The organism is Novosphingobium sp. KCTC 2891 (genome assembly GCF_025938155.1).
In the GTDB taxonomy this organism is placed as follows: domain Bacteria; phylum Pseudomonadota; class Alphaproteobacteria; order Sphingomonadales; family Sphingomonadaceae; genus Novosphingobium.
The window spans coordinates 151387-167360 of record NZ_JAPCZG010000006.1 but is presented as its reverse complement, the minus strand read 5'-3'; the positions used below and the strand labels follow the sequence as shown (position 1 = coordinate 167360).

Annotated in this window: 14 protein-coding genes; 8 read left to right on the top strand and 6 right to left on the bottom strand. The window is 63.2% G+C overall.

The window, feature by feature from the left end; translation table 11 throughout:
- Positions 1-46 precede the first annotated feature (46 nt).
- Positions 47-1441, top strand: coding sequence for an MATE family efflux transporter (locus OLX02_RS13105; RefSeq protein ID WP_264423497.1), 1395 nt, complete (start codon positions 47-49; stop codon positions 1439-1441).
- A gap of 110 nt (positions 1442-1551) precedes the next feature.
- Here OLX02_RS13105 and OLX02_RS13100 read toward each other — a convergent pair whose 3' ends face one another.
- Entirely contained in the window at positions 1552-1707 is a 156-nt protein-coding gene (locus OLX02_RS13100; protein WP_319641248.1) for a hypothetical protein, read from the bottom strand.
- 292 nt (positions 1708-1999) lie between these two features.
- Between OLX02_RS13100 and OLX02_RS13095 the strand changes: the two genes are divergently transcribed.
- Positions 2000-3088, top strand: a complete 1089-nt coding sequence (locus OLX02_RS13095; protein ID WP_264423495.1) for a LacI family DNA-binding transcriptional regulator — start codon at positions 2000-2002, stop codon at positions 3086-3088.
- Here OLX02_RS13095 and OLX02_RS13090 read toward each other — a convergent pair.
- Entirely contained in the window at positions 3013-4458 is a 1446-nt protein-coding gene (locus OLX02_RS13090) for a hypothetical protein (protein ID WP_264423494.1), read from the bottom strand. The genes OLX02_RS13095 and OLX02_RS13090 overlap by 76 nt on opposite strands.
- Before the next feature lie 42 nt (positions 4459-4500).
- Here OLX02_RS13090 and OLX02_RS13085 point away from each other — a divergent pair, with 42 nt between their 5' ends.
- The 4 genes from OLX02_RS13085 to OLX02_RS13070 all read left to right on the top strand — a co-directional run bounded on the left by OLX02_RS13085 (position 4501) and on the right by OLX02_RS13070 (position 12156).
- A complete protein-coding gene (locus tag OLX02_RS13085; protein ID WP_264423492.1) occupies positions 4501-7341 on the top strand; it encodes a TonB-dependent receptor in 2841 nt (946 codons plus the stop codon).
- Positions 7342-7436: 95 nt separating this feature from the next.
- Complete coding sequence (locus OLX02_RS13080; RefSeq protein WP_264423491.1) at positions 7437-8933, top strand: tryptophan halogenase family protein; 1497 nt, start codon at positions 7437-7439, stop codon at positions 8931-8933.
- On the top strand, positions 8930-10456 hold the full coding sequence (locus tag OLX02_RS13075; RefSeq protein ID WP_264423490.1) for a tryptophan halogenase family protein: 1527 nt from the start codon (positions 8930-8932) through the stop codon (positions 10454-10456). Before OLX02_RS13080 ends, OLX02_RS13075 begins: the two co-directional genes overlap by 4 nt.
- Entirely contained in the window at positions 10453-12156 is a 1704-nt protein-coding gene (locus OLX02_RS13070; protein WP_264423488.1) for an alpha-glucosidase, read from the top strand. Before OLX02_RS13075 ends, OLX02_RS13070 begins: the two co-directional genes overlap by 4 nt.
- Before the next feature lie 18 nt (positions 12157-12174).
- Here OLX02_RS13070 and OLX02_RS13065 read toward each other — a convergent pair whose 3' ends face one another.
- The 3 genes from OLX02_RS13065 to OLX02_RS13055 all read right to left on the bottom strand — a co-directional run bounded on the left by OLX02_RS13065 (position 12175) and on the right by OLX02_RS13055 (position 13015).
- The gene (locus tag OLX02_RS13065) at positions 12175-12429 is read right to left on the bottom strand and encodes a hypothetical protein (RefSeq protein WP_264423487.1); all 255 of its coding nucleotides are present in this window, start codon (positions 12427-12429) and stop codon (positions 12175-12177) included.
- A gap of 148 nt (positions 12430-12577) precedes the next feature.
- Positions 12578-12784 carry a hypothetical protein gene (locus OLX02_RS13060; RefSeq protein WP_264423486.1) on the bottom strand — a complete coding sequence of 69 codons (207 nt, stop codon included), beginning with the start codon at positions 12782-12784 and terminating at the stop codon, positions 12578-12580.
- Between the two features lie 30 nt (positions 12785-12814).
- Entirely contained in the window at positions 12815-13015 is a 201-nt protein-coding gene (locus OLX02_RS13055) for a hypothetical protein (protein WP_264423485.1), read from the bottom strand.
- 414 nt (positions 13016-13429) lie between these two features.
- On the opposite strand from OLX02_RS13055, the gene OLX02_RS13050 reads away from it, so the two are divergent.
- Complete coding sequence (locus OLX02_RS13050; RefSeq protein WP_264423484.1) at positions 13430-13693, top strand: hypothetical protein; 264 nt, start codon at positions 13430-13432, stop codon at positions 13691-13693.
- Here the strand turns inward: OLX02_RS13050 and OLX02_RS13045 are convergent.
- Positions 13681-13887 carry a cold-shock protein gene (locus OLX02_RS13045; RefSeq protein ID WP_017671928.1) on the bottom strand — a complete coding sequence of 69 codons (207 nt, stop codon included), beginning with the start codon at positions 13885-13887 and terminating at the stop codon, positions 13681-13683. The two genes, OLX02_RS13050 and OLX02_RS13045, sit on opposite strands and share 13 nt — an antisense overlap.
- A 444-nt stretch (positions 13888-14331) precedes the next feature.
- On the opposite strand from OLX02_RS13045, the gene OLX02_RS13040 reads away from it, so the two are divergent.
- Entirely contained in the window at positions 14332-15972 is a 1641-nt protein-coding gene (locus OLX02_RS13040) for a SulP family inorganic anion transporter (RefSeq protein WP_264423481.1), read from the top strand.
- The last annotated feature ends 2 nt before the right edge of the window (positions 15973-15974 follow it).

The window sequence follows — 15974 nt, the reverse complement described above, 5'->3', positions numbered from 1 at the left end:
AGCGGAATGCGCACGTGGTGCCGGAGCAAGCAAGGAACACGACCGAATGTCTGTAGAAGCCGCAGCAGTTGCTCCCACCACAAGCGTTCCGGTGGCCTCGTCCCAGCACGGGCGGCGCAGCCTGTTGCATGGGCCGGTGCTGCCGGTGCTGATGGGTCTCGCTCTGCCGACGATCGGTGTCCTGGTTGCTCAGACAATCGTCGGCATAGCCGAGACCTACTACGTCTCGAAGCTGGGCACCGATGCGCTGGTCGGTGTTTCGGTGGTGTTTCCGGTGTGGATGCTCATGACCATGATCTCGGCGGGCGGGCTCGGCAACGGCGTCGCCTCGGCGGTGGCCCGGGCGCTCGGTGCGGGGCGCGATCGCGATGCTGAAGATCAGGTCCTGCACGCGATAGTGCTCGCCACCGTCATGGGCAGCATCTTCATGCTGGCTGTCTGGGGCTTTGGCCATCGGCTGTTTGCGGAACTGGGAGCGCAGGGCAGGGCGCTGGATCAGGCCCGTGCCTATTCCTTCTGGCTTTTTCTCAGCGCGATCCCGATCTGGATCGTGAACCTGTGTTCCGCCGCCCTTCGCGGGGCGGGCAATGTTCGCGTCCCCGCGCTGGTAAGCCTTGCCGGGGTGGTGGTGCTTGTGGGCCTGTCCCCCCTCCTGATCTTCGGATTTGGCGCGTTTCCCGGCCTCGGGATCGCAGGAGCAGGCGTCGCGGTCACGGCGTTCTATTCCGGTGCCGCAGTGATTCTGGTGCGATACTTGCGGCGTGCAGGAGGCGCGGTTCGACTTTGCCTGCGCCCTCTGCGCTGGCCGCTGTTTCGCGACACCTTGTCCGTGGGGCTGATGGCCTCGATCTCGGCAGCGCAACTGAACCTCTCGGTCATCCTTGTAACAAGCCTGGCCGGCACGTTCGGCACTGCGACGCTGGCGGGTTACGGGATCGGCGCGCGGCTCGACTACCTGTTCATTCCGGTGCTGTTCGGCCTCGGCAGCGCGGTGCTCACGCTCGTGGGAACAGCGATCGGGGCGGGCGATGTCGCTCGCGCCAAGGAAGTTGCCAGAACAGGCACGCTCATCGGGGCGGGTTTCACGGGGGCCGCAGGCGTTGTCGTCACGCTGTTTCCCGGACTCTGGCTGCAGATATTCACCCATGATCCTCAGGTCCTTGCTGCAGGATCGACCTACTTGCAGGTCGTCGGGCCGTTTTATGTGGCGACGGGGGCGACCTTTATCCTCGGCTTTGTGTCGCAAGGCGCCAAGCGCCCCGGGTGGACCACGTTCGCCGGTACCGTCCGGCTCGCAGTCGTTACGTTGGGGGGATGGGCGGCTGTTTCCTTGTGGCACGCCGGGTTCAGCGGGCTCTCTGCCGTTGTTGCCGCCGGGCAAGTGGTGGCAGCCGCGATCAGCATATACGTCGTTGTCAGAGGCGTGATCTGGAAGGCGTGATTATCTGCGAAAACGCAAGAATATCCCGCCAGTATATGCCGCAGGGCAGCCGGAATGGGAACTTCCACGCTCAAGGTGAAGCCCGCCCCGTTTGGGGCGGGCCACGGCAGTCAGCCCTTGATCGCTTCAGCGACCGACACCGATAACGGGGTTGTCGCCCGGCCAATCAGTGTCGAGAGCTGCTTTCCGTCATCGAAAAGGGCGTCTTTGGATGCGCCCACGTCCCAGCCGGCGATCGCGGCCGCCAGCCCTTCGGGCAGACCCATGCCCACGAGCACAGCGGTTCCGGCACTGGAAATGGCATCTCGGCGAGGTCTATGTGAAGATCAACGGCGAGATGCATTGCCTTTGGCGCGGCGTTGATCAATCCAACTGCTTTGGCCATGCTTGGGGCTAGGATGTCAGGTTGGGCTTCCTCGTTTGCGTAGGGGCACGTGATCCAAACGCTTAACCGTCGTCGGGATGCTCGAGTTCAATTGCCGCGGGCAGCATGCCAAACCTTTCAATCGCCCTCGATATGTTGCAGCGGGTCGTTTGTGGGGCGATAGGAACAAGTCCATGGGCCGACCTCCGGAACGGAACGGTAAAATCAGACTTGCAGATGTCGCGGCAGCGTCGGGCGTTTCGATCGCCACGGCCTCGCGCGTGCTCGATGACCACCCTGCGATCCTGCCTGCGACCAAGGAGCGAGTACGGGAAGCCGCGATTGCGCTCGGCTACCCGTTGCGCGATCCGGCAATAGCCGGCACGCGCAGATCGAGAACCCGCAAACCTCGCAAGTCGGGTTCGATCTGCGTGGTCATGCCGGTGGCGCTTCCCGCTGGCAGTAGGTTGGCCAACGCCTTCGAGATGAACCTGCTGGGCGGGATCGGTGCAGCCATGCGCGACCGCGGACTGGATCTTTCGGTTTCTGCCCAAGCGCCCTACGATGACGCCAGCTTTGAACGGTTCATGCAGATCCATCCCTACGATGGTGTTATTTTCCTTGGCCAGTCCCAGTTCCATCGAGGGCTGGACATTCTTGCGGGCGGACCCCGGCCGTTCGTTGTCTGGGGCGTTGAATCGCCTGACCAGGCATACTGTTCGGTTGGTAGCGACAATTTCGCAGGTGGAGAGCGAGCGACTAGCCACCTGGTCGGGCTGGGGCGCAAACGGATCGCCTTTGTCGGGCAGATCGCGCCGATCACCACCGCTCAAACGCGGCATTCGCAGTTGTCGGAACGCCTGGCCGGCTTTCGTTCCGCGCTTGCTGCGGCAAACCTTCCGGCAGACCTGACCATGCTTCGTCCGGCCACGTCCGGATTGCAGGCTGGGAGCGATGCCATTGATGCGCTGGTCAGCAGTGCAGCCGTGTTCGATGCCATCGTCGCATCATCGGATCTCGTAGCGCTTGGCGCGATCGAGGCGCTGCGCCGGCACGGCATGAGCGTGCCTGAAGACGTGTCAGTGGTCGGCTATGACGATAGCGAGGCGGCGCGACTGATCCAGCCGCGGTTGACCACGATGCGGCAGGATCCGATCCTCGCCGGTGACCTGTTGGTGGGCAAGCTGCTGCGGGCGATGGATGGATATCAGATAAGGTCCGAGCGCTTGCCCACGGAGCTTGTGGTGCGAGCGTCCTGCGGCGCGCGTCGCAACCCGGACTGACGCGAAACCGCGAACGCGAAGCCGGCGATTGCAGCATAGGCGATGGCCGGGACGATGAGCGACCGGGTCAGCCCGAACCGGTCACCAACGAGGCCCGCCGCGATCGAAAGCGCCGCGCCGCCGGCGGTGGCAGTGGCGAGCAGGCCCGATACTGCGGCGGCCGGCGCTTCGGATCGCTCTATCGTGAGCGCGAAGATGACCGGAAACATGATGGCGTTACACAGGCCGACGGACAGAAGCGCATAGCCTGCCAGCGCACCACTCTCGGTAACAGCGAGCAGGCACGCTCCCAGCGCAGGCAGTGCCGCCACGCCGAGAGCGCGCGCTGCCGAAACCCGCGCGAGCAGCCAGCTTCCGCCGATACGTCCCGCGAAGGCTCCGCCCCAATAAAGCCAGGCCACGCTCTGGCCCGCGTCGGCAAGGCTCAATCCCAGCGCGTCGGGCCGGTGCAGAAAGGGGATCAGAAGGCTACCGATTACCCCTTCCGCCCCGACGTACATGGCAATCGAGACTGCACCGGCGACCGCCCAGCGCGAACGCAATGCCGCAATGATCGGAGCCTCGCCGGGGTGCGGCTCCGCCACGGTGACCATGTGTGACCCGGTTGCGCGAATTGTGAACAAAGCGCCGAAGCACGTTGCCAGAACCAGCGCCGCCGCGATGCCATAGGCCCGTGCTACCCCCATCGCGACAGCAGCGCCTGAATGCCCGGCGCCGAGTGCGACCATCGATCCGAGCATGACGCCGGCCAGCACGCCTGAAGAATTGAACGCCTGGGCTGCTGTCAGACGCGCGGCGACGGTTGCGGCGCGGCCAGCGCGGATCGCCAGAAGGTTGGCCGATACCTGCAGCGCGGCGATGCCCAGCGCGATGAGGGCCAATGCCGCGATCAATCCGCTGTAGCTAGCCGGCCAGCCTGCCGGTGGGGCCATGGCCAGCGAGACGCAAAGGCATCCCAGGGTCATGACCACAAGACTGCCGACTACCATGTTCCGCGAACCGAAACGATTGAGGAGATGCACCTGGGCCAGTGACGAAAGACTGCCGACGCAGGCGATCCATTGTACTGCCAGCGCGGGCGAAAGACCCAGCCCGAACACGACGGGAACTGCCGGAACCAGCGTTGTGGCAAGCGCGCCGACCACGCCCATGATGACGAAGATCGCGAACGCCAGGATGAGCGCAGCTGCGCCTTGGCGCGACGATGCCTGTTCGTTTTCTGGTTCTGGGATTTTCTCCATCTGCGCTAAAATGCCTGCGTGAAGAGCTGCGTGACAGTAGCAATAAATTTGCACATGCAAAAATTCATCGAACGGCGTGGCAAACGTTTGCGTTGAGCGTAATATGCGGGAGGCAAGGCTAGATCGCACGACACGGCGACACCGGCCGCCAACAGGGAGAGGAAAAGCATGATGAACGTACGGAAGATTCTTGTCTGCTCCACGGCGACGGTCGCCTTGTTGAGCGGCAGTGCAGCACTAGCCCAGACCGCTGGGTCGCCCGCTGATCCGAACGCCGCGCCGCCGCCGGCTGACGACGCCATCGTCGTCACGGGGATTCGTGCCAGCCTGCAGCGCTCGCAGGAAGTGAAGCAGAACAGCACCTCGGTCATCGAAGCGCTGGCCGCCGAAGATATCGGCAAGCTGCCGCAGTCCTCGGTTGCCGACTCCCTTGGCCGTCTGGCGGGCCTTGCCGGTGAACGCCGCGCCGGCCGCGTCAGCGGCATCTCGGTGCGCGGCTTCCGCGAAGATTTCGTGGGCACCACCATGAATGGTCGCGAACTGATCGGCATCGGCGACAACCGTGGGGTGGAATACGATCTCTACCCGTCGGAAATCATCGACAGCGCCGTCGTCTACAAGACTCCCAGTGCAGACCTCAGCGCGATGGGCGTGGGTGGCACGGTGGACCTGCGCACCATCCATCCGCTTGAGCACAAGCGCACGCTGGTGCTGAACGGCACCTTCGAAAAGAACGGCCAGAAGTCCAAGAACCCCGATTTCAAGGACCAGGGCTATCGCGTGGCGCTGTCGTTCAGCGACAAGTTTGCCAACGACACTATCGGCATTGCGCTGACCGCGGCCACCACCTCGTCTCCCACCCAAGACAAGTTCTTCAGCGTGTGGGGCTATGACAAGGGCGCGATCACGTCCGGTCCGGATGTGGGCAAGTATGTGCCGGCGGGCATCGACATCTCGTCGCGCTCACGCGTTCTGAAGCGCAAGACGGTGGCCGGCGTGCTGGAATGGAAGCCGTCGGATGCCTTCACTGCGACGCTCGACGGGCTGTACATCGATTTCTCGGACCGCGGCATCTCGCGTGGGTTCATCGAAGCGCTGCCCGTGGCCGCCGATGGCAGCACCGTCATCAGTTCGAACGACGCCGCCGTCACCTCGGCCCGCACCACCGGCTTCAACTCGGTCCTGCGCACCGACCCGCTGGACAAGCGGGGCAAGCTCAAGACCTTCGGCGGCAACTTCAAGTTCGAGCCTTCGCATGATCTGCACATGACGCTCGACGTCTCGCACGCCGAAAGCAGCAAGCGTGACACGCGCGGTGAAAGTTATTCCGGCCTTGGCCGCGCCGGGCTGACCACGCAGGGGCCGAACAACCTGCGCACCTACACCTATTCGGGCAACGGCCTCAGCTTTGCCGACAACTCGCAGTCGTATGACGATTACGACGTCGTTCGCCTTGCCGGGCCGCAGTCGTGGGGGGGCGGTCTTGCACCGATCGGCGAACTGACCCAGTCGGCCGTCATCGGCCGCAATGGCGAACCGATCGGCTTTGCCCAGGCGCAGGACGGCTTCGTCAACACCGGTATCTTCGACGAAAAGCTCAATTCGTTGCGCTTTGAAGTGCAGAAGGACTTCGACGGCGCGTTCGTCCGCCACGTCAATGTGGGCGTGCGGTATTCCGATCACAAGAAATCCAAGGTCAACCAGGGCTACTTCCTGACCGCGCAGACCTATCCGCTCGACGGCGCGATCCCTGACGATGCACGCCGTGGAACGGCGGACCTCAACTGGGTGGGCATGGGCAATGTCGTTGCCTATGATGCGCTCAGCCTGATCAACAGCGGCTTTTATACCAAGTACGACGCTGGCGCGCTTGAGCCCGATCGCCTGGGCGATACCTATGCGATCCACGAAAAGATCTGGCAGCCGTTCATCCGTGCGGATTTCGAATCCGAATTCAGCGGCGTGCGCATGTTTGGCAACGTGGGCGTGCAGGGCGTGTTCACGCGGCAGCGCGGCTCAGGCTACAACTCGCTGATCGGGGCGGACTTCCGCGACATCGCCACGCCGATCAACGATGGCGCCAACTACAGCCGGGTGCTGCCGAGCCTGAACCTGAACTTCGATCTGGGCAGTGGTCACACCCTGCGCTTTGCTGCCTCGAAGGTCATCAGCCGTCCGCGCATCGACTACTTGAACCCTGGCTCTTCGGTGAAGTTCCGCAACAACATCGCCAACGTCACCAACACCGACCCCAGCCTCGGGCCTTGGGTTTCGACCTCGGGCAATGCGCGGTTGCGTCCGTATGAAGCGAACCAGTTCGACGCTAGCTACGAATACTACTTCGCGCCGGACGGCTTTATCTCGGTGGCCGGGTTCTACAAGAAGCTGGTGAATTGGAACGTAGCAACCACGACGCTGCGCGATTTCACCCAGTTCTACATCCCGAACTACCACTATGGCACCGACGACAACGGCAACAAGGTTGCGCCGGCCACGTTCACGGGCTTGAACACCACCTACACCGGTGGCCTGAAGGGCAGCGTGAAGGGTGTGGAACTGCAGGCGAGCCTGCCGTTCGGCCGCCTCGTTCCGGCGCTCGACGGGTTCGGCCTTGTTGGCGGTGCGGCCTTTACCGATGGCAAGCTGGACAACGGCACCCCCGTTCCCGGCCTGTCCAAGCGGGTCTACCAGCTGACCGGCTATTTCGAGAAGGGCGGCTTCTCTGTGCGGGCTTCGATGAACAAGCGTTCGGCCTACCTTTCGGAAGACCGTGGCGGTTCCAACACCATCTCGCCGGTCAACCGCGCGGGGGAGACGCTGGTGGACGCCCAGATCGGGTTCGATTTCAAGAACACCGGGCTGGATTACCTGAAGGGCCTCAAGGTCTCGCTGCAAGCGCAGAACCTGACCAACCAGAAGGACGTCTATACCGACTCCGCCAGCGGCCTAGTCACGCGCGTCGAAACCTTCGGCCGCAACTTCCTGCTCAACATGACCTACTCGTTCTTCTGAACCTGAAGGCATGATAGCTCTCCTCGCCGGTCACCATCCGGCGAGGAGAACTCCACTTGACCCACCCGGCCATCGCAACCGCAAAGGAAGCGGACATGACCCGACCCATCCGCAAAGTCGTCATTCTGGGCGGTGGCACCGCCGGCTGGATGACCGCGGCGTTGCTGGCCAAGGTGCTGGGGCCGGTCATCCAGATCGAACTCGTCGAATCCGACGACATCGGCATCATCGGCGTGGGCGAGGCAACGATCCCGCCGATCCAGCAGGTCAACGCCGTGCTGGGCATTGCCGAGGCCGACTTCCTGCGCGAGACGCGCGCCACCATCAAGCTGGCGATCCGTTTCGAAAACTGGGGCGCCATCGGCGATACCTATTACCACACCTTTGGCGCGGCGGGCCGCAACACGGCGTTCTGTTCGTTCCACCACTTCTGGGCGCGCGCGCGCAAGCTGGGCTTCGGCGGCAGCTACTGGGACTACGATCTTAACGCCCTGAGCGCCGATGCGGGCAAGTTCGCCCCCACGCGCGGCAACGATCCCGTCTGGGACATGCCCTATGCCTATCACTTCGATTCCGGCCTCTATGGCCAGTTCCTGCGCCGCTATTCCGAAAACCTGGGCGTGGTGCGCACCGAGGGGATGGTAGCGGACGTGCAGCGCGCCGCCGGCATTGGTGACATCATGGCGCTGGTCCTGCGCGACGGCCGCACCGTATCCGGCGACTTGTTCGTCGATTGCTCGGGCAGCCGTGGCGTGCTGATCCAGCAGCACCTCGGCACGGGGTACGAGGACTGGAGCCATTGGCTGCCGTGCGACCGTGCAATGGCGGTTCCGTCCGAACGCTTTGAACACACGCTGCCCTTCACCCGCGCCATCGCGCATGAAGCAGGCTGGCAGTGGCGCATCCCGCTCCAGCATCGCAACGGCAATGGCCTTGTCTATTCCAGCCGCCACTACACCGACGACCAGGCCGCCGAGATCCTGCTTGGCAACCTCGGTTCAAAGGCGCTCGCCGACCCCAAGGTCATCCCCTTCCGCACCGGTCGCGCCCGCCGCCAGTGGAACCGCAACGTAGTGGCCGTGGGCTTGTCCAGTGGGTTTCTCGAACCGTTGGAATCGACCAGCATCTACCTCATCCAGTCGGCCATCACGCGGCTCATGCACCTGTTCCCGCATCAGGGCATCACGCCGAACCTGACCGCCGAATACAACCGCCAGTCGCAGATCGAGATGGAGTTGATCCGCGACTTCATCATCTTGCACTACCATGCCAACGCGCGCTGGGATTCAGCCTTCTGGCGTGATTTGCGCAATATGGACGTGCCCGAACGTCTGGCGCGCAAGATCGAGCTGTTCCGATCGAACGGAACGCTCGTGCAGGATCAGTACGACATCTTCCTTGAACCGTCGTGGGTGCAGGTGCTGCTGGGGCAGGGCATTCAACCGGCCGACTATCACCCACTGGCAGATGGCCCCAGCGATGACGCGCTGCGCCGGCAGCTTTCCCAGCTGGCCGAACTCAAGGTCCGCCCGCTGGCTCAGCTCCCCTCGCACGACGCATTCCTGCAGGCCCAAGTCGGGCAGCCGGTATGACTGCGCCCATGCGCATCGCGATCATCGGCGGCGGCACAGCGGGCTGGATGGCGGCCAACTTGTTTGCGCGTCGCTGGGCAGACAGAGGCGTGGCGGTGACGCTGGTGGAAGCCCCCGGCATCGCCACCATCGGCGTAGGCGAAGGTTCGACCCCCTCGCTCAAGCGCTTCTTCGAAGTGCTGGGCATTGCCGAGCGCGATTGGATGCCCGCGTGTGACGCCACCTACAAGGCCAGCATTCGTTTTCGCGGCTGGAGCCCGGAATCCTGCGCTGCGGAATACAGCCATCCGTTCCTCACGCAGATTGACGTCCATACCGAGGACGCTTTCGTCAACAACTGTCGCAACCGCCGACTGGGCTATGACGTGCCAACCCGGCCGGATGATTTCCTGTTGAACGGCGTGCTGGCAGCACAGGGCAAAGCGCCCGTCGCCCCGGCGCATTTCCCGTTCAGCATGGAATATGGCTACCATTTTGACTCCGCGTTGCTCGGTGCGTTCCTGCGCAATCATGCCGTCGGGCAGGGCGTGACCCACCTGCCGCGCCGCATCGTGGATGTTCAGCGCGCCGAGGACGGCTGCATCGCCGCCGTCCAGACCGATAGGGGCGAGCGTGTTGAAGCCGACTTGTTCGTCGATTGCACCGGATTTGCCGCGCTGCTGATGCGTCAGGCGCTTGACGTGCCGTTCCACAGCTTCAAGTCCAACCTGTTCAACGACGCCGCGGTGGTGCTGCCGACGCCTGCGCAAGCCGTGCTTCCCGTCGAAACAACCGCCACGGCGCTGTCGGCCGGGTGGGCTTGGGCCATCCCGCTCACCAGCCGCACCGGCAACGGTTATGTCTACAGCTCAGATTTTCTTTCGGCCGATCAGGCGGAGGCCGAACTGCGCGCAATGCTGGGCGTTGCCGAAAGCGCGATGGACGCGCGCCACCTGCGCTTCAACGTCGGCCAACTGGCCCGGCACTGGGACTGCAACTGCCTCGCCGTCGGACTGGCGCAAGGGTTTATCGAGCCTCTTGAGGCGACTGCGCTCCATTTGGTGCTCAACACCGTGGACCTGTTCATGGACCATCTGGAACAGGGCGATTTCACCCCCCGCCACCGCGACGCGTTCAACGCCACCATTACCGACCGTATCGAGCGCGTGCGCGACTACATCGTTGCGCACTACAAGCTGAACACGCGCACCGACAGCGCCTATTGGCAGGCCAATCGCGATAACGAGGACCTTTCCGAACCGTTGTTGCACATTCTTGAAACGTGGTTCCGGCGCGGCGATCTTGCATCAGAACTCGACCGTCAAGGTAATCTCAGCCATTTCCGCAGCGCGTCCTGGCACTGCCTCCTGGCTGGATATGGAACGTTCCCGCCCCTCTCGCCCGAGCAGCGCGGGGACGTGGATTTTCACCGCGACCGCGACATTGCGCGCTTTCTCGGCGGGTGCAGCCTGAATTTCCCCGAACATGCCGCCGCGCTGGCCGGTGCGCCCGACAAACCTTCATCGCACAAGGCTTTTGCATGACGATTTCCCGATTGAGCCGGATCGCGCTGGGCGCATCGGCGTTCGCCGCGCTCGCTTTCGCGCCTGTCGCAGGTTCCGCCAAACCAGCGCGCGATCATCAGTCCTGGTGGAAGAGCGCGGTGATCTACGAGATCTATCCGCGCAGCTTCCAGGACAGCAACGGCGACGGCATCGGTGATCTCAACGGAGTCACGCAGCGGCTGGATTACCTCCAGAAGCTGGGTGTGGATGCGATCTGGCTGACTCCGTTCTTCCCGTCGCCCAATGCGGACTTCGGATATGATGTGGCCGACTACACCGGCGTCGCGCCCGAATACGGCACGATGCAGGATTGGGATCGGCTAACCCGCGAAGCGCGCAAGCGCGGCATCCGCGTGCTGGTCGATTTCGTGCTGAACCATTCGTCGGACCAGCATCCGTGGTTCAAGGAATCCCGTTCCTCGCGCACGAATCCCAAGCGCGACTGGTATGTGTGGCGCGATCCTGCGCCCGATGGCGGCCCGCCCACGAACTGGCAGTCGATCTTCGGTGGATCGACGTGGGAATACGACAAGGCTACCCACCAGTATTACTATCACATCTTCCTGCCCCAGCAGCCGGATGTGAACTGGGCCAACCCGGGACTGAAAAGGGCGATGTATGACGTCATGCGCTTCTGGTTGCGCCACGGCGCCAGCGGCTTCCGGCTCGATGCCACGCCTTATCTGTTCGAAGATCCCAACTGGCCCAACGATCCCGAGGTGAAAAGCGGGCGGCCGGTGTGGCTGAAGCCCTACAACTCGGGCCTGCCGGCGGGCAATGCGATCCTGCGCGACATGCGCCGGATCGTGGACAAGGCGCCGGGCGATGCGGTCCTGCTGGGTGAATCGTCGACCGCGACGATCGAGGACCTGCGCAAGGTGTACGGGGCGAAGTCAGACGAGATCAATCTGCCGATGAACTTCCTCTACGGCAACCTGACGAAGCTTGATGCGCCAACGTTCAAGAAGCAGATCGACGATGCGCAGATGAAGCTCGACGGCTTGCCGCCAGTGTTCTTCTTCAGCAGCCACGATCATTCGCGCCAGTGGACCAGTTTCGGCGATGGGGTGCACAACGACGCCATCGCCCGCGTCACCTCGGCTATGACGTTGACCCTGCGGGGCACCGCGCTGCTCTATTATGGCGAAGAAATCGGCATGGCCGACTTGCCGAAGGAGGAATTACAGCACTTCCCGCTCGGGCCGAAGCGCAAGGTGGCGGACAACCGTGATCCGGAACGTTCACCGATGCAATGGACGGGCGATGCCAGCGGGGGCTTCACCACCGGAGCGCCCTGGCTGCCCGTGGCGTCTGCTGCGCGGACGGTCAATGTCGCCGCACAGATCCGCGATCCCGCCTCGATGTACGCTTGGTACGCGCGCTTGCTGCAACTGCGCAGGACCAACGCCGCGTTGCGCGATGGGGCCTACCTTCCGCTTGAATCCGGCAACCCAGACGTGGTTGCCTACGCGCGCATCGATGCCGAGGGGCGGGGCGTGCTGGTGCTGCTGAACATGAGCGCGGCTCCCCAGTCGCTCTCAATCAGCGGTTGGCGCGGACGGCTACCCCAAGACGCCTCCGTACTGCTGGCAAGTCCGGCCACGGACAAAATAGATCTGCAGGCGCCGGCACTGGAACCTTATGGCGTGCAACTGGTCCAGTTTACTTCTCGAAGATAGGCCGATGCCGGCGGGCTATTAAGGTTCCACGACCACCGCAAACAATCGATCAAGGTTCGACTGAATATCCTGAACATAGGGGTTTTCTGCATATTTCGGTAGCCCGAGCGGCAAGCTCATGCTCTCGTACATGGCCGACGCCTCAGCGTCGGTCAGGAGGCCCCGCTTACGCAGGATGTTGGCGAGGCTGACAATTCCGTTGATCGCGGAAACGTCGGACGCCTCGTGAGCCTCGATGAGGTTCTTTGCCACGAGGTTTGGAATATCGTCCATCTGGTATCCTTCCACGACTGATTCTCAACGTTGGAATGGTCGGGCGAACAGGATTGGGTGAAGCAGTCCGAGATTGCCAAGGCATCTGGCGGTCTAATGAGCCGCGCCGGCAGGTGCCCCATGCAAAGGCAGATGGTGCGCCGCTTCGTCAAATCACCGGCGCAAGCCGCAGCAAGCTTCGCTCCAGTTGCGCCAGTTCCCGGCCGCGCGCGACTTCGAGGACCTGATGGGCCATGCCACGCCAGGCCGTCTCCGAGCGCAATGACCGTTCCCGCACATTTTCCAGCAGGGCGCAGGCAGCTTCCTGAGCCGCTTGTTCGGCACGTGCGATGAGGAATTCATAGGTAAGCGCCACAGGCATCCCCTCCAGGGTTCGAGGGTAGGGTCAGGCGCGTCCGAGCGCCGAAACCTGTGCCATGGTCCAGGCGCAGGCCGCAGCGGCACCGAGTTCGCGTTGAAACGCGCTGATCCGGTTTGCGATGGACGAGGCTTGAATCAATTGCGCGACGCGTTCGCCGTTGCTGGTGGCGTAGTCGGCGCGCATCACGGCATGCTGGTGAGCAGCATATTCCAGGTTGATGTCCATTTGCGATCTCCTGGTTGGGACGGCAATGCCGGAGCACTGCCGCGGATACTTTCCTCGTCAGTCAATCATCGCCGCGACGAGGCGCCGCAATTCGATGGTCGAAAGCATGGCGGAGAAAGTGGTGTATCCTGCCATGGATGGTTGCTCGCCAAGACGTTACGCGACGTGCAGGCTTGGTGGAGGCGTTCAGTTGCAGGCGTGGGCTTGCGCACTTCCTTGTTCGATTTCATTCGCCCCTTGGCCGTGATGTTGCCTTTGGCGGCTGGACATCGCGGGCTCGCCACGCACGGGGCGCGGAAGGAATCTGGTTCCGGCAAGCCACCGGCTGGACGGCCGAAGCCCTTGTACTCGAGCAGAGACGAGCCGTGGAAGTGTCAGCTATTTCGCTGCGTATTCCCCCGGACGAGCGCTGAAATGTTCCTGCGCGAAAGCGCGGGCTGCAGCAGCCGTCTTGAACAATTCTTCCTGAAGCAGCGCCGTGATCAGGGGGTAGCCTTGCGAGTTGTGCCGGATGGTGCGCACTGTAAGCCGGACATTTCCATCGACATCCTTATTGATAAGGAATGGACGATTTTTGGGGTCAGTCATTTGCGGCCTCCAGTAATTTCAGTTTGGCACATCGAACGTGGCGGTGCGACCGCGTCGGCCACACCGCCACTTATCAATCAGGCAGCCTGAAGATTTACTGCCGAGGTCTTGCCTCGCTGATCAGTCTCCAGTTCGTAAGAAACGCACTGATCCTTGTCGAGGGTGCGCATGCCGGCGCGTTCGACGGCCGAGATGTGCACGAAGGCGTCGTTGCCGCCGTCGTTCGGCGCGATGAAGCCATAGCCCTTGTCGACATTGAAAAATTTCACGGTTCCGGTGGTCATATGGATAATCCTTTATCCCAAGTATGACGGGCATGCGCCAACAGCGACGCATCCCGGCTTCAATAGTGCTAGAAAGGGATAAGAGGTGGCATATAGCTGCCGATTATCCGTCGCATGCGACGTAAGCGGGACCCTAATACCACCCCATTCAAAAATTGAAAGCAAATTCCGGCTTTAAACGAAATGCGATCCGCGTTGTTGCGCGATAGGCTGATCGGCATCCCTGGAATGGGGATAGGATTGGCCGGCATGGCAGGATCATTTCAGCCTATCGCGCTGCGCACTTCCAATTGCTGCTCCCCTCACGGCAACTCCGCCGCCCCCGCCAATTCCTTGATCGACACCGCCGCGGGCACGGGGGCGATCCGCAATCTGTCCAGCACGACTGGTGCCGGCGGTGCCAGCAACAATTCGGTTTTAATCGGGCTTCGCATCGCACAAACCATGACCAGATCCGCAGATGGGGGCGACAGTGCAGACACCATGAGCAAGACCATGGGCAAGGATCTGATCGCGGGGTTGGCGGTGGCAGGTGTCATGTTGCCCGAGGGCGTCGCGTATGCGGGCATTGCGGGCCTTGCGCCGGGCCGGGCGTTGTTGGCGGGGATTGCGGCAGGACTGGTCTATGCATTGATCGGGCGAAGCCGGTTCGCGGTGATCGCGCCGACGTCGTCCTCGGCGGCGATGCTGGGCGCGGCGCTGGCGGGATTGCCCGGCGGCGAGGCCTTGCGTGAGGGGATGGCCACTGCGCTTGTGGCTATCGTCGGCCTGATCTTCCTGATCTTTCATCTGTTCCGGTTGGGGGGCCTTGCGGGCTTCATCTCTCGGCCCGTGCTGCGCGGTTTCGCGTTCGGCCTCGCGATCCTGATCATTGTCCGCCAATTGCCGAAGCTGCTGGGCGTGACCGTGCCTGCAGCGCCGATCTGGTGGCAAATCGTGGGGCTGGTGCAGCAGGCGGGCGCATGGCACGTGGCCAGCACGGCGATGGGGCTGACAGCACTCGCCACGCTGTTGTTGCTCCGACGCCATCCGCGCTTTCCCGCCGCGCTGATTGTCATGTGCGGTGGGACAGCGGCCAGCATTCTGCTGAATCTGCCCGCGCGCGGCGTTGCGGTGGCCGGGCCGGTCAGCATCGGATTTTCAGCAATGACAATGCCGGACAGCTTCGCGATGTGGAGCAGGCTGGTCCAGCTCGCCGCCCCCATCGCGCTGATCCTTTTCGCAGAGAGTTGGGGCACGATGCGCGGCCTGGCGCTGCGGCATGGCGATATGCTGGCGGCCAATCGGGAGCTGGGGGCGCTGGGGGCCGGCAACCTCGCGGCCGCGCTGGTGCAAGGGATGCCCGTCGGCGCCGGGTTTTCCGCCGGATCGGCCAATGAGGCGGCCGGTGCGGCAAGCCGGCTGGCAGGTGCTGCCGCCAGCATGGCACTGCTGGCGCTCGCCTTGTTTGGCGGGCGGTGGATTGCGCAAATTCCCGAACCGGTGCTGGCCGCCGTGGTCATCGCCGCGCTGACCCATGCGCTCTCCCCCGGGCCACTGGTTCGCTATTTTCATCTGCACCGCGACCAGTGGATAGCGGTTGCTGCCGCGGTGGGCGTGCTGTCGCTGGGCGTGATGGGAGGAATGCTGGGCGCGGTCGCGCTATCCGTGGCCGCTTTGCTCTATGACCTGTCGCATCCCACGATCAGCGAGCTTGGCCGCGTGGGGGACAGCCACGATTACGTCGACATGGCTCGGCATCCCGATGCGCGCACCACGGCCGAACTGGCGCTGTTCCGGCCCAATGCCCCGCTGATGTTCGCCAATGCGGAATCGGCCCTGGCGGTGATTGCGCACAAGGCGATTGCGCGGCCGGCCAGAACGGTGATCCTCAGTCTCGAGGAAAGCAATGACCTGGACGGGACGGCGATCGAAGCGCTCGGCGAGTTTGCGCAAGGGCTGGCCAAGGCGGGCAAGCGCCTGATCTTGGCCCGGGCGCATGATCGCGTGCGCGATGTCTTGGCCGTTGCGGGCATGACGGACCTGGCCCGCAATTCTACCTTCAGCGTTGCCGATGCCGCGCAGCGTGCTGCCACGGGAGACTGAGC

What these genes read in the sequence shown, in the direction of transcription:
- OLX02_RS13105 (WP_264423497.1), top strand. Translation starts at nt 47, where the DNA reads ATGTCTGTAGAAGCCGCAGCAGTTGCTCCCACCACAAGCGTTCCGGTG.
- OLX02_RS13100 (WP_319641248.1), bottom strand. Translation starts at nt 1,707, where the DNA reads ATGGGTCTGCCCGAAGGGCTGGCGGCCGCGATCGCCGGCTGGGACGTG.
- OLX02_RS13095 (WP_264423495.1), top strand. Translation starts at nt 2,000, where the DNA reads ATGGGCCGACCTCCGGAACGGAACGGTAAAATCAGACTTGCAGATGTC.
- OLX02_RS13085 (WP_264423492.1), top strand. Translation starts at nt 4,501, where the DNA reads ATGAACGTACGGAAGATTCTTGTCTGCTCCACGGCGACGGTCGCCTTG.
- OLX02_RS13080 (WP_264423491.1), top strand. Translation starts at nt 7,437, where the DNA reads ATGACCCGACCCATCCGCAAAGTCGTCATTCTGGGCGGTGGCACCGCC.
- OLX02_RS13075 (WP_264423490.1), top strand. Translation starts at nt 8,930, where the DNA reads ATGACTGCGCCCATGCGCATCGCGATCATCGGCGGCGGCACAGCGGGC.
- OLX02_RS13070 (WP_264423488.1), top strand. Translation starts at nt 10,453, where the DNA reads ATGACGATTTCCCGATTGAGCCGGATCGCGCTGGGCGCATCGGCGTTC.
- OLX02_RS13065 (WP_264423487.1), bottom strand. Translation starts at nt 12,429, where the DNA reads ATGGACGATATTCCAAACCTCGTGGCAAAGAACCTCATCGAGGCTCAC.
- OLX02_RS13055 (WP_264423485.1), bottom strand. Translation starts at nt 13,015, where the DNA reads ATGGACATCAACCTGGAATATGCTGCTCACCAGCATGCCGTGATGCGC.
- OLX02_RS13050 (WP_264423484.1), top strand. Translation starts at nt 13,430, where the DNA reads ATGTTCCTGCGCGAAAGCGCGGGCTGCAGCAGCCGTCTTGAACAATTC.
- OLX02_RS13045 (WP_017671928.1), bottom strand. Translation starts at nt 13,887, where the DNA reads ATGACCACCGGAACCGTGAAATTTTTCAATGTCGACAAGGGCTATGGC.
- OLX02_RS13040 (WP_264423481.1), top strand. Translation starts at nt 14,332, where the DNA reads ATGACCAGATCCGCAGATGGGGGCGACAGTGCAGACACCATGAGCAAG.